This is a genomic window from Burkholderia sp. LMG 13014 (assembly GCF_905232215.1).
Taxonomy (GTDB): domain Bacteria; phylum Pseudomonadota; class Gammaproteobacteria; order Burkholderiales; family Burkholderiaceae; genus Burkholderia.
In genome coordinates this window covers 1-12870 of the sequence record NZ_CAJNKE010000129.1, presented here as the reverse complement: position 1 = coordinate 12870, position 12870 = coordinate 1, and the positions used below count along the sequence as shown (strand labels likewise).

The following is a 12870-nucleotide window of genomic DNA, read 5'->3' as shown; positions in this document are numbered from 1 at the left end:
CGTGAAGACGGCCCGTGACCTGCGCGTCGTTCTGCCGTTCGGCATCGTGCAGCGCGAAATCGAGGATCCGGTTGCCGGTCGCCGCGACGCGCCAGATGCCCGCATACGCGTCATCGGCCGGGAACACTGCGACACCGTCCGGCGGCAGCGCGTGAATCACGGCCGCGTGTTCGAGCGCGACGGCTTCGACCGTCGCCATGAACTCCTGGTGCTCGCGCTGCGCGTTGTTGACGAGCGCGACCGTCGGCGCCGTGAGGCGTGCGAGGACTTCGGTCTCGCCCGGGTGGTTCATCCCGATCTCGATCACCGCGAGACGATGCGCGGCCGACAGGCGCAGCAGCGTCAGCGGCAAACCGACATCGTTGTTCAGGTTGCCGGCCGTTGCGAGCCGCGCGTCGGCGCCGACCGCCGCCGCGAAGATCGACGCGATCATTTCCTTGACGGTCGTCTTGCCGTTGCTGCCCGTCACCGCAACGAGCGGCAGCGCGAATCGTTTGCGCCAGCCGTGTGCGAGCGCACCAAGCGCGGCCCGCGTTTCACCGCCCTCGATCGCCGGCATCGCGACGCCCGCCGGCATGTGCGCGACCAGCGCCGCGGCAGCACCGCGCGCAGCGACATCGCCCAGGAAGTCGTGCGCATCGAAGCGCTCGCCTTTCAGGGCGACGAACAGGTCGCCGGGGCCGGCCGTGCGGCTGTCCGTCGACACGCGGTCGAACGTGACACTCGAGTCGCCGTGGACGGTTGCGCCAGGGATCAGGCGAACGGCTTCGCCGAGACTGAGCATCGTCATTCGGCGCCTCCCTTGCCATGCGTCGCGCGCGCTGCCAGCGCGAGCCGCGCGTGATCCTGGTCGGAGAACGTGCGTTTCTTGCCCATGATTTCCTGCGTGGCCTCGTGGCCCTTGCCGGCCAGCACGACGACATCCTCGCGTGCGGCGCCGCGCACGGCCTGCAGGATCGCGCTCGCGCGATCCTCGATACGGCGGGCGTGATCGGGCGCGGTCATGCCCGCGACGATCTGGTCGATGATGCGCTGCGGATTCTCGCTGCGCGGGTTGTCGCTCGTGACGACGGCTTCATCGGCGAGCCGCTCTGCGATCGCACCCATCAGCGGGCGCTTCGTCGCATCGCGATCGCCGCCGCAGCCGAACATGCAGACGAGCCGGCCGCCGCGCGCCGTCGCGATCGGGCGCAGCGCGTCGAGCGTCTTTTCGAGCGCGTCGGGCGTATGGGCGTAGTCGATCACGACGAGCGGTTCGTCGTTCTGCAGCCGGCCGCCGAGCCGCTGCATCCGGCCGTTCACGGACTCGAGCCGTGCGATCTCGGCGAGCGCCGCATCGAACGGCACGTCGGCCGCGAGCAGCGAACCGAGCACCGCGAGCAGGTTGCTGACGTTGAACGTGCCGAGCGTACCGACCTCGACGTCGGCGTCGCCCCACGACGAACGCAGATGGAACGCCGTGCCGGTCGCGGTGGCGCGCACGTCGAGCGCGACCAGTTCGCGATCGGCGTCAGGCGCCGGTGCGTCGCCGATCCCGTACGCGATCGTGCGCACGCGGCCGGCGAGTTTCTCGAGCAGGCGCCGGCCGGCTGCGTCGTCGCGGTTGACGACCGCCGCGCGCAGGCCGCGCCATGCGAACAGCTTCGCCTTCGCGGCCTCGTACGCATCGAACGTGCCGTGATAGTCGAGGTGATCCTGCGTGAGATTCGTAAACACCGCGATGTCGAAGGCCGTACCGTTCACGCGCCCCTGGTGCAGCGCGTGCGACGACACTTCCATTGCCACCGCCTTCGCGCCCGCGTCGCGCAACTGCGCGAGGCTGCGTTGCAGTTGCGGCGCGTCGGGCGTCGTGAAACCCGTCGGCACGAGCTGGCCGGGCATCCCGGTGCCGAGCGTGCCGATCACCGCGCACGGCTGGTGCAGCGCCGTCAGCGCGGTGGCGATCCATTGCGTGCACGAGGTCTTCCCGTTCGTGCCGGTCACACCCACCGCGAGCAGGCTGTCGCTCGGATCGCCGTACCAGCCGCTGGCGATCTCGCCGGCGAGCTGGTCGAGCGCCGGCACGGCCAGTGCGACGGGCACCGCCGGCGCCGCGTCCAGCCCTTCCGGCTGATACAGCGCCGCGGCCGCACCGCGTGCGACGGCGTCGACGATGAAGGCACGATTGTCGGCCCCGTCGACTGCATACGCGACAAACACGTCGCCAGCCTTGAGGCTGCGCGTGTCGGCATGCAGTTGCGCGGCGGGGGCCACATGCTGACGCAGCCACGCAAGCGCGGCTGCGATCTGCTGATGCGCCGGATGGGAACTGCGAGCGGCGCTCATCGAACAACTCCTGGTGAATTACGCGTCGTGCTGGACACGATCATATGCTTCGCACCGCCGCCCGCGGCCAGCTTTTGCGGCCCCGTCGCAGATGGTGCTGCCGGCGAATCGTCAGACACGACGAGCTGCTTGATCGGCATGTTCGGCGGCACGTTCAGCGCACGCATCGTGTCGCCGGCGATCGCCGAGAATACGGGGCCGGACACCTGGCCGCCGAAGTGGCTGCCGGCGGTCGGCTCGTCGACCGATACCGCGACGACGATGCGCGGATTCGGCATCGGCGCCATCCCGACGAACGACGCGCGGTACTTGCGCGTATAGCCGTGACCTTCATGCTTGTACGCGGTGCCGCTCTTGCCGCCGACGCGATAGCCCGGCACGGCCGCATCGGGCGACGTGCCGCCCGGCGCCACCACCGTCTCGAGCATCGCGCGCACTTCGCGCGCAGTGGTCGGGTTGAACACCTGAGTACCCACGACCGGCTGGTTGGGGTCGGTCTTGAAAATGGTCACGGGCATCAGCTCGCCGTCATGCGCGATCGCCGTGTACGCACGCGCGAGCTGGAACAGCGACACCGACAGGCCGTAGCCGTACGACATCGTCGCCTGTTCGATGCGGCGCCAGCTCTTCCACGGACGCAGGCGGCCGGCCACCGCGCCCGGGAACCCGACCTTCGGCGCCTGGCCGAGGCCGATGCTCGTATACATATTCCACATTTCCTCGGGCCGCATCGTCATCGCGATCTTCGTCGCGCCGATGTTGCTCGACTTCTGGATCACGCCGCCGACCGTCAGCGTGCCGAAACCGGCGTCGTCGGTAATCGGCGCGCCGTCGAGCACGAAATGCCCGTTCCCCGTCTCGACGAGCGTGTTCGGCGTCACGCGGTGCAGGTCGAGCGCAAGCGACACCGTAAACGGCTTCATGATCGAGCCCGGCTCGAACACGTCGGTCATGATCCGGTTGCGCAACTGCTCGCCCGTCATGCGCGAGCGGTCGTTCGGGTTGTACGTCGGGTAGTTGACGAGTGCGAGCACCTCGCCGGTGCGCACGTCGACGACCATCGCCGCGCCGGCCTTCGCCTTGAACTTCTCGACCGCGGCCTTCAGGTTCGCGTACGCGATGTACTGGATCTTGCTGTCGATCGACAGGTCGACGTCGGTGCCGTTGTGCGGCGGGATCTGCTCGGCGACGTCCTCGACGATGTGCCCCATCCGGTCCTTGATCACGCGACGCACGCCCGACGTGCCGGACAGCATCTTCTGGTCGCCCAGTTCGACGCCCTCCTGCCCTTCGTCCTCGACGTTCGTGAAGCCGATCAGGTGAGCGGTGATCTCGCCTTCCGGATAGAAGCGCTTGTATTCGTTGCGCTGATAGATACCGGGAATGTCGAGCGCGGCGACCTTGTCGGCGACGTCGATCGGCACCTGGCGCTTGACGTAGACGAAACCCTTGTCTTCCGACAGCTTCACGCGCAGTTCCTTCGGCGTCATGCCGAGGAGCTTGCCGAGCTGGTTGACCTTGTCGGCGTCGAGATCGTCCGGCACCGCGTCGGGAATCGCCCAGATCGCGCGCACGGGCAGACTCGTCGCGAGCACGAGCCCGTTACGGTCGAGGATCTTGCCGCGCGTCGCCGGCAGATCGATCGTGCGCTGGTAGCGGCTTTCGCCCTGCTTCCGATAGAACGCGTTGCCGGGCCCCTGGATCCAGAACGCGCGCGCGGCCAGCGCAACGAACGCCATGAACAGCAGGAACACGACGAACTTCGAGCGCCACATCGGCAGATGCACGCCCAGCACGGGGCTCGACGAGAACTTCACGTTCTGGCGCTTCTGGGACGGCTTCATCGCGCGCCCCCCTTGCCCTTGCCAGCCGTGTCCGCCGAAGCCGGGATCGGCGCATCGATCGCCTTCGCGGCGCCCGGCGGCAGCGTCAGGTATTGCGTGCGGCCGGTCGTGATCGGCTGCATCTTCAGCGAGTCGTTCGCAAGCTGCTCGATGCGCGACGTCTTCGACAGCGCGCTCTGCTGATATTGAAGCTGCGCGTAGTCCTGCTGGAGCTGACGCTCCTGCGACTGCGCACGCTGCAGCTGGATGAAGAACTGGCGCTGCTGGTTCGTCGAATTGACGACCGACAGCGCGCAACCCATCACGATGATCAGCAGGAAGATATTGAAGCGGCTCATGGCGTGACGCGCTCCGCAATGCGCATCACGGCCGAACGGGCACGCGGATTCTCCGTCACTTCCGCTTCGCTCGGGAAATGACGGCCGATGATCTTGAGGGGGGGGCTCGGGAGGTCGACGGCACGGATCGGCAGGCGACGATCGACTGCAGGCGCACTCGCGTGCGCCTGCATGAATCGCTTGACGATCCGGTCCTCGAGTGAATGAAAGCTGATGACCACCAGCCGCCCCCCTTGATCCAGCAACGACAGTGCCGCGTCTAGTACGACTTGCAGGTCCGCAAGCTCTTGATTGACGTGAATCCGTATAGCCTGAAAGGTGCGGGTTGCCGGATCCTTGCCCTTCTCACGGGTTTTGACGACGTGACCCACGATTTGGGCAAGCTCGCCCGTGGTGTCGAGAGGCCCAAGACGGTCGGACTCTGCCCGGCGAGCAACAAGCGCCTTTGCAATCTGAAAAGCAAACCGTTCTTCCCCATAATCCCGTATCACCTCCGTCAATTCCTGCACCGAAACCCGTGCGAGCCATTCCGCCGCCGACTCGCCGCGCGTCGGATCCATCCGCATGTCCAGCGGACCATCGGCGCGGAAGCTGAAGCCGCGCGCCGGATCGTCCACCTGCGGCGAGGACACGCCCAGGTCGAGCAACACACCCGACACCTTCTCGACGCCGCGCGCCGCAAGCGCGTCGCGCATCGATGCAAAGCTGTCATGCACGATCGAGAAGCGCGCATCCTCGATGCCCTGCGCCGTCTCGATCGCTCTCGGATCCTTGTCGAACGCGATCAGCCGCCCGGCCGGCGCCAGCCGCGCGAGCACCGCGCGGCTATGGCCGCCGCGCCCGAACGTGCCGTCGACATAGATGCCGTCCGGTCGCGTCACGAGCGAGTCGACCGCTTCGTCCAACAACACGGTCCGATGTTGCAATTCGTTTCCCATCGCGGGCGTCTCCGTCACCGCAATCAGAACGTGAAATTCTTCAGCGCGTCGGGCATGCCCTGCGCCATCGCTGCCTGCTCCTTCGCGTTGTAGGTTTGCGAATCCCACAGCTCGAAGTGACTACCCATTCCCAACAACATGACTTCCTTTTCCAGTCCGGCTGCCATGCGCAGCTCGGGCGATACGAGAATCCGGCCGGCGCTGTCGAGATCGACATCCATCGCATTGCCGAGAAAAATGCGCCGCCACCAGTGCGCGTCCATCGGCAGCGCGGCGATCTTGGCGCGGAATACTTCCCATTCGGGGCGCGGAAACAGCAACAGGCAGCCGTCCGGGTGCTTGGTCACAGTCACCCGTCCTTCTGCCTGTCCTTGCAGCGCTTCGCGATAGCGAGCCGGCACCGACATCCGCCCTTTCGCATCGAGCGTCAGCGCCGACGCCCCTTGGAACACTTTCCGCTCTCCCGTTCAGGGCACCGAAGCACCCGCTACATGCTGAGAATTTAGCCGGAATAGCCCGCCAAATCACACAAAAATACACTTTCTCACACTGTCTCCCACTTTAGAGGAAGGGTGTGGCACGGTCAAGGGAGCGGCCCGCATTTTTGACGAATTTTGTTAGTTAGAACAAGGACTTACGCGCACATGCTCATGCGGCCCCTCATTCCAAAAACCGTTATAAATGAATGAGCTAGTGCAACTTGTGAAGGTGATACGTGAGAAAGACGGGCCAGACGGGTGTGCGGACGGGGCTTTCGGGGGCGGGAAAACGAGGAATAAACGGGCGGTATCAGCGGTGGGGAACCGGGGCGACGTCACGCATCGCCCCGGTGTGAATCTCACAGATAGTACGCAGTGCTCGTCATGACTTTCGATGCGGCGCGCATCAGCATCCGTGCGGGCAGCGGCAGTTCGATCCCGCCTGCGTCGGCCGCGGCCTTGCCGTGCTTCACTTCGTCGATACGCATCTGGTCGACGATCGCACGCGACGCGGTATCGGCCGCCGGCAACTCGGACATATGGCCTTCGAGATGACTCTCGACCTGCCGTTCGGTCTCGGCCATGAAGCCAAGGCTGACCTTGTCGCCAAGCGCGCCGGCCGCCACGCCGATCGCGAGCGAACCCGCATACCAGAGCGGGTTCAGCAGGCTCGGACGCGAGTCGAGCTCCTTCAGGCGGTGCGCGGTCCACGCGAGGTGGTCCTCCTCCTCGCGCGCGGCTTCCTCGAACATCGCCTTCGCCGATGCCGTGCGCGCGGTGAGTTTCTGCGCCTGGTAGAGCGCCTGCGCGCAGACCTCGCCGACGTGGTTCACGCGCATCAGCCCGGCGGCATGCGTGCGCTCCGCAGGCGTCAGCTCGACGGCCGGCGCCTCGGCCGGTGCGGGCACCGGGCGGCTCATCCGGCTAATGCCGGTCAGCGATCGCAGGCCGCGATCGAATTCGCTGATCAGTTCATCAAACACCATCCTGTTCTCCTGGCTGCAGGTGCTGCCGCGAGCGGCAAGGGCACGAGTCCGCTGCGTAACCGACTTGATTATTCAGCGGAAATTGCGGTTAACCCGTGATTTTAACCATTGTTGCATAAAGGAAACATGGCGGCCTTGCGCTGCGGCATTTCGCTTTGTGGCAAAAAACGGTTTTGCTACATTACGTGCGACTTCTTGCGAAGTTGATGGGGCCCGTCAACAGAACATAACTATCTGCCCCGCCAAAAAAATTCAGTGATTCTTGGAGATCCGTTAATGAAAAAGTCGCTTCTCGCGCTCGTCGCGCTGGGCGCGTTCGCTGGCGCTGCCCATGCGCAAAGCAGCGTGACGCTTTACGGCATCATCGATGAAGGCCTGCTCTTCAACAACAACGCAGGCGGCAAGCACCTGTACAGCATGGCCAGCGGCGTGATGCAAGGCAGCCGCTTCGGCATGCGCGGCACCGAAGACCTCGGTGGCGGCCTGAAGGCGATCTTCACTCTCGAAAACGGTTTCGACGTGAACAGCGGCAAGCTCGGTCAGGGCGGCCTGATGTTCGGTCGTCAGGCTTATGTCGGCCTGTCGAGCCAGTACGGTACGGTCACGCTGGGTCGTCAGTACGACTCCGTCGTCGACTTCGTCGGCCCGCTCGAGGCAGGTGACCAGTGGGGTGGCTACATCGCCGCTCACCCGGGTGACCTCGACAACTTCAACAACGCCTATCGCGTGAACAACGCGGTCAAGTTCACGAGCAACACCTACGGCGGCATCTCGTTCGGCGGCATGTACAGCTTCGGCGGTCAAGCCGGCCAGTTCGCGAAGAACCAGGTCTGGTCGCTCGGCGCAGGCTACAACAACGGCCCGCTGGTGTTGGGCGTCGGTTACTTGAACGCACGTACGCCGAACCAGTTCGGCGGCATGTTCAACAACGGTTCCGCGTCTTCGTCGGTCTCGTCGCCGATCTACGGCGCATACGCGAACAACGCGAACACGTACCAGGTCATCGGTGCCGGCGGCGCCTACACGTTCGGCGCAGCGACGATCGGCGCGACGTACTCGAACACGAAGTTCAAGGGCTTCTCGGCAGGCCCGTTCGTGAACCAGTCCGCGACGTTCAACAACGGCGAACTCAACTTCAAGTATCAGCTGACTCCGGCGTTGATTCTCGGCGCGGCGTACGACTACACGCAGGGCAGCAAGATCAACGGCAGCTCGGCAGCCAAGTATCACCAGGGCTCGCTGGGTGTCGACTACTTCCTGTCGAAGCGCACCGACGTCTACGCGATCGGCGTGTACCAGCACGCATCGGGCAACGTGCTCGACGCGAACGGCAACGTGATCCAGGCAACCGCAGCGATCAACGGTCTCGCAGGTTCGAGCACCAGCAACCAGGTTGCAGCACGCGTCGGTATCCGTCACAAGTTCTAATCAGCTTGCCTGACAAGCCGCAGCATATTGAAGGCGCCTTCGGGCGCCTTTTTCTTTTCCGGTCGGCGCAGCCGCCAAGCTAAAGCGCGGTGAGCCGTATCGACCGCGACGCGCCCGTCGTAGAGGCGCCGTGCCGTCTTACCGCGCCGATACGCACTGCCGCCGCAGCGAGCCCATTCCGAAAGCAAGCCTCGTTCGGAAACGGCCACTTCGGAACCGCGCGGCAAACAAAAAAGCCCGGCACAAGCCGGGCTTTTCCGTTCGTTCGATCGAGCGCGCCGTTACGCGCGTCCGTCGCGCAGTTCGCGCCGCAGGATCTTGCCGACGTTCGTTTTCGGCAGTTCCGTACGGAACTCGACCAGCTTCGGCCGCTTGTAGCCGGTGAGTCGCTCCTTGCAGTAGGCGAGGATGTCCTTGTCGGTGAGCGCCGGATCCTTCTTCACGATGAACAGCTTCACGGCTTCGCCGGAATGCTCGTCGGGCACGCCGACCGCCGCCACCTCGAACACGCCCGGGTGCGACGCCACTACGTCCTCGACTTCGTTCGGATACACGTTGAAGCCCGACACGAGAATCATGTCCTTCTTCCGGTCGACGATCTTCACGTAGCCTCGCGCATCCATCACGCCGACGTCGCCCGTCTTGAAGAAGCCGTCCGCGAACATGACCTTCGCGGTCTCGTCCGGCCGGTTCCAGTAGCCGGCCATCACCTGCGGCCCGCGGATGCAGATCTCGCCGGGTTCGCCGAGCGCGACGTCGTTGCCGGCGTCGTCGCGAATCGCCACTTCGGTCGACGGCAGCGGCAGGCCGATCGTCCCGCTGTACTCGGTCGCCGTCACGGGGTTGCAGGTCGCCACCGGCGATGTTTCGGACAACCCGTAGCCTTCGATGATCGCCGTATGGGTCTTTTCATACCAGCGTTTCGCGACGCCCTCCTGGATCGCCATGCCGCCACCGTTGGCGATCACGAGCTTCGACAAGTCGAGCTGATTGAATTCCGGGTGGTTCAGCAGCGCGTTGTACAGCGTGTTGACCGCCGGGATCGTCGAGATCTGGTAGCCCTTCAGTTCCTTGATCATGCCGGCGATATCGCGCGGGTTCGGGATCAGGATGCCCATGCCGCCAGTACGCATCGTCAGGAAGCCGCAGACGGTCAGCGCGAACACGTGATACAGCGGCAGCGCGACAACGGTCACGAACTGTTTCACCTCCGGATACTTCTCATGAGCCGGATGGTGCCAGGCGCCCGCCTGCAGCACGTTCGACACGATGTTCCGGTGCAGCAGCGTCGCGCCCTTCGCCACGCCGGTCGTACCGCCCGTGTATTGCAGGAACGCCACGTCGTCGGGGCCGATCTTCTGCGCCTTGAATGCCTGCCGCGCGCCTTCCGACAGCGCGGCCTTGAAGCGCGTGAACGACGGCAGCTGCCAGGCAGGCACCATCTTCTTCACGTTGCGCACGACGTAGTTGACGAGCCAGCCCTTGATGCCCAGCAGATCGCCCATCGATGCGACGACGACGTGCTTGACGCCCGTCTTCTCGATGACAGCCTGCAGCGTCGACGCGAAATTCTCGAGGATGACGATCGCCTCCGCCCCGCTGTCCTTCAGCTGATGTTCGAGCTCGCGCGGCGTATAGAGCGGGTTGACGTTGACGACGGTGTAGCCTGCGCGCAGTACCGCGGCGATCGCCACGGGATACTGCAGCACGTTGGGCATCATGATCGCGACGCGCGCACCGCGCGCAAGCCCGCGCGATTGCAGCCACGCGCCGAACTGGCGCGACAGCTTGTCGAGTTCGCCGTACGTGATGCCCTTGCCCATGCAGACGAACGCCGTGCGGTCGCGATACTGCCGGAAGCTTTCGTCGAGCAGGTCCGGGACAGAGGGATAAGGAGACGCGTCAATTTCGGCTGGAACGCCGGGTGGGTACGATTTCAGCCAAATTTTGTCCATACTGCGCGTCTCCTCACAGATTTTCGAATGGTCGTGCTAAAACGCATCGTAACGGCTCGCCCGTCCCGAGACAACAGGGTTAGATGTCCACTTCGAACTTCCGTGGCAAATCGTCTGATCATACGGGGATATTCGATCAAATGCGTTCAACTTCCACAAGGCAATCGTAAAACGTCGCCGAATTGCCAAGATCGGTCAACGCCTGGCTCGTCACCTCGTTTGCGTTCCGGCCGTCCGGTGACAGCTTCTTCCACCAGATCGACAGCCCGACGACGAGCCCGGCACGTGCACGATCGGTAATTCTCGCGAGCGCCTGCATCGATCCGCGGTCGTTGAAGATCCGTACGACGTCGCCCTCGGCGATGCCGCGCGCCTCGGCGTCCGACGGGTGGATGTCGAGGTGCGGCTCGCCTTCCGTATGACGCAGGCTGTCGACGTTCACGAACGTGCTGTTCAGGAAATGGCGGGCCGGCGGCGAAATCATCGCCAGCGGATAGCGCGCGGCAAGCTCGGGCGCAGCCTCGGCCGATTCGAACGGCGGCAGGTAGTCGGGCACGGGATCCACCCCCATCTGCTCGAGCCGCGGGCTGTAGAACTCGCACTTGCCGGATGGCGTACGGAAACCGCCCTCAGCGAACGGCGCCTCCGGCAGCTTGAGCTTCAGCCAGCCATCGCGTTTCAGCGTGTCCCAATCGCTGTCGAGCACCGGATCGTCCCAGCGGAGCGCCGCGCGCGCGACCTCCTCGTCGCTGTGATAGAGCGCGGGCTCGTCGAGCTCCATGCTGCGCGCGATGCCACGGAAGATCTCCGTATTCGGCCGTGCGTCTTCCACCGGGGGAATCGACGGCAGGTTCGCCATCACGTAGGTGTGGCCGTACGATTTGTGGATGTCCAGATGTTCGAGCTGCGTGGTCGCCGGCAACACAATGTCGGCGAAATCGACGGTATCTGTCTTGAAATGCTCGAGAACGACCGTGAACAGATCGTCACGCGCGAACCCTGCGGCGACCTTCGAAGAATCCGGCGCGACGGCCACCGGATTCGAGTTGTACACGATCACCGCTTCAACTTTCGGCCCGAAGGTTGCATCGCCCGGGTGCAGCAGCGCATCGCCAATCGCGTTCATGTTGATGATGCGCGGCAGCGTGTGCGGCCAGCCCGGCATCAAGTCCGGGCGCAGCAGCGCCGCCTGGTTGACCGGCGCGGATTCCGACGACGAGAGCAACAGCCCGCCGGCCCGATCCCGCCAGGCACCCGTCAGCGCCGGGAGGCTTGCGATCGCGCGTACCGCGTTGCCACCGCCGCGGACGCGTTGCATGCCGTAGTTGAGGCGGATCGATGCCTTGCGGGTAGCGCCGTAGCGACGCGCAAGGTCGACCAGCTCCGACGCGTCGATGCCGCAGATCTGCGCAACGCGTTCTGGCGGATAGGACATCGCCCGCTCCTTGAGCGCGTCGAAGCCGAGCGTATGGCTGGCGATGTAGTCGTGATCGAGCAGGTTTTCGGTAATCAGCACGTGCATCATGCCGAGTGCGAACGCGCCATCGGTGCCGGGTTTCAGAGCGATATGCTGATGGCACTTCTCCGCAGTCAGCGAACGGTACGGATCGATGGCGACAAGACGTGCGCCTCGGCGCTTCGCTTCCTGCGCACGCGTCCAGAAGTGCAGGCTCGACGCGATCGGGTTTGCACCCCAAATCAGAATCAGCTCGCTTTCCTCGAAATGCTCGAGGTGCATGCCGAGACTGCCACCATAGGTGTAACGCAACCCCGCCGCACCAGCCGCCGCGCAGATCGTGCGCTCGAGTCGCGACGCGCCGAGCTTGTGGAAGAACCGCTGGGCGATGCCCTCCCCCTGCACGAGCCCCATCGTCCCGGCATAGCTATACGGCAGGATCGCTTCCGGTGCGCGCGTCGCGATCTCACCGAGACGACGGCCGATCTCATCCAATGCCTCGTCCCAGCTGATCGGCACGAAACGCCCTTCCCCTTTCGCGCCGATGCGCTTGAGCGGGACGGTGAGGCGGTCGGGGTGATGAACGCGATCGGCGTATCGGCTGACTTTCGTGCACAACACGCCTTGCGTCGGCGGATGGTCGGGATCGCCCGTGACCTTGATCGCCTTGCCGTTTTCGACAGTCACACGCATTGCGCACGTGTCCGGACAATCATGCGGGCAAACGGCCCGGGCTACCTGAATGGCGGCGTTCATCGTTTTGAATGCAGAGATGGGGATTCGCAAATTTTACGTGGACGCGCCAAATAAAGCGTTCATTTCGTGCGGATTCCGAGTTATCCGACCGATATGCGATTGGAGGAAGCGAGGAGAGTTTCGGTTGTTCCGTGAGTCTTCCGCGGGGGAGACTTGCATGGCCAACCCGGTGTTCGTTGTCGACGATGGAAAGCGGATCGCGCACGACGGCGCCAACCGATCCACGGGGATGAAGGAATTGCAGTTTTGAGCGGAGATAGGATCGATAGACCCAAGGATCGCGAATGATATCGGCTCTTTGGGAACCGAACGCTGCAATTGGGTGCGCTTGGGCGCGGTGATGTGAGCACGTCATCCTCCGTCCC

General features: G+C 64.5%; 10 protein-coding genes. 1 reads left to right on the top strand and 9 read right to left on the bottom strand.

Translation table 11 applies throughout. The features are described 5' to 3' along the window. The 7 genes from murF to coq7 all read right to left on the bottom strand — a co-directional run. Nucleotides 1-790, bottom strand: a 790-nt coding sequence (gene murF / locus JYJ84_RS15725) for a UDP-N-acetylmuramoyl-tripeptide--D-alanyl-D-alanine ligase (protein WP_240201862.1), incomplete at its 3' end; no start/stop codon positions are given. Continuing rightward, nucleotides 787-2325: a UDP-N-acetylmuramoyl-L-alanyl-D-glutamate--2,6-diaminopimelate ligase gene (locus JYJ84_RS15720; RefSeq protein ID WP_175222929.1), complete on the bottom strand. Its 1539-nt coding sequence runs from the start codon at nucleotides 2323-2325 to the stop codon at nucleotides 787-789. The genes murF and JYJ84_RS15720, both read right to left, overlap by 4 nt. Continuing rightward, nucleotides 2322-4169 (bottom strand): penicillin-binding protein 2, encoded by a 1848-nt coding sequence (locus JYJ84_RS15715; RefSeq protein WP_174960491.1) that lies wholly within the window; start codon nucleotides 4167-4169, stop codon nucleotides 2322-2324. Before JYJ84_RS15715 ends, JYJ84_RS15720 begins: the two co-directional genes overlap by 4 nt. Continuing rightward, nucleotides 4166-4507, bottom strand: a complete 342-nt coding sequence (ftsL, locus tag JYJ84_RS15710) for a cell division protein FtsL (protein WP_122944391.1) — start codon at nucleotides 4505-4507, stop codon at nucleotides 4166-4168. Before ftsL ends, JYJ84_RS15715 begins: the two co-directional genes overlap by 4 nt. After that, nucleotides 4504-5445 carry a 16S rRNA (cytosine(1402)-N(4))-methyltransferase RsmH gene (gene rsmH, locus JYJ84_RS15705; protein ID WP_175222928.1) on the bottom strand — a complete coding sequence of 314 codons (942 nt, stop codon included), beginning with the start codon at nucleotides 5443-5445 and terminating at the stop codon, nucleotides 4504-4506. Before rsmH ends, ftsL begins: the two co-directional genes overlap by 4 nt. Nucleotides 5446-5468: 23 nt before the next feature. Beyond that, nucleotides 5469-5897, bottom strand: coding sequence for a division/cell wall cluster transcriptional repressor MraZ (mraZ, locus tag JYJ84_RS15700; RefSeq protein ID WP_006487094.1), 429 nt, complete (start codon nucleotides 5895-5897; stop codon nucleotides 5469-5471). A 386-nt stretch (nucleotides 5898-6283) separates the two neighbouring features. Continuing rightward, nucleotides 6284-6910 carry a 2-polyprenyl-3-methyl-6-methoxy-1,4-benzoquinone monooxygenase gene (gene coq7, locus JYJ84_RS15695; RefSeq protein WP_027788457.1) on the bottom strand — a complete coding sequence of 209 codons (627 nt, stop codon included), beginning with the start codon at nucleotides 6908-6910 and terminating at the stop codon, nucleotides 6284-6286. A 276-nt stretch (nucleotides 6911-7186) separates the two neighbouring features. Here coq7 and JYJ84_RS15690 point away from each other — a divergent pair, with 276 nt between their 5' ends. After that, a complete protein-coding gene (locus tag JYJ84_RS15690; RefSeq protein ID WP_122944389.1) occupies nucleotides 7187-8338 on the top strand; it encodes a porin in 1152 nt (383 codons plus the stop codon). Nucleotides 8339-8619: 281 nt separating this feature from the next. Here the strand turns inward: JYJ84_RS15690 and JYJ84_RS15685 are convergent, their stop codons facing one another. Beyond that, on the bottom strand, nucleotides 8620-10293 hold the full coding sequence (locus tag JYJ84_RS15685; protein ID WP_175222927.1) for a long-chain fatty acid--CoA ligase: 1674 nt from the start codon (nucleotides 10291-10293) through the stop codon (nucleotides 8620-8622). Between the two features lie 136 nt (nucleotides 10294-10429). Next, nucleotides 10430-12505, bottom strand: a complete 2076-nt coding sequence (locus tag JYJ84_RS15680; protein WP_175222926.1) for a molybdopterin-dependent oxidoreductase — start codon at nucleotides 12503-12505, stop codon at nucleotides 10430-10432. Between the last annotated feature and the right edge of the window lie 365 nt (nucleotides 12506-12870).

Bases quoted from the DNA above. Each gene is read 5' to 3' on its own strand.
- JYJ84_RS15720 (WP_175222929.1), bottom strand. From the start codon at position 2,325: ATGAGCGCCGCTCGCAGTTCCCATCCGGCGCATCAGCAGATCGCAGCC.
- JYJ84_RS15715 (WP_174960491.1), bottom strand. From the start codon at position 4,169: ATGAAGCCGTCCCAGAAGCGCCAGAACGTGAAGTTCTCGTCGAGCCCC.
- ftsL (WP_122944391.1), bottom strand. From the start codon at position 4,507: ATGAGCCGCTTCAATATCTTCCTGCTGATCATCGTGATGGGTTGCGCG.
- rsmH (WP_175222928.1), bottom strand. From the start codon at position 5,445: ATGGGAAACGAATTGCAACATCGGACCGTGTTGTTGGACGAAGCGGTC.
- coq7 (WP_027788457.1), bottom strand. From the start codon at position 6,910: ATGGTGTTTGATGAACTGATCAGCGAATTCGATCGCGGCCTGCGATCG.
- JYJ84_RS15690 (WP_122944389.1), top strand. From the start codon at position 7,187: ATGAAAAAGTCGCTTCTCGCGCTCGTCGCGCTGGGCGCGTTCGCTGGC.
- JYJ84_RS15685 (WP_175222927.1), bottom strand. From the start codon at position 10,293: ATGGACAAAATTTGGCTGAAATCGTACCCACCCGGCGTTCCAGCCGAA.
- JYJ84_RS15680 (WP_175222926.1), bottom strand. From the start codon at position 12,505: ATGAACGCCGCCATTCAGGTAGCCCGGGCCGTTTGCCCGCATGATTGT.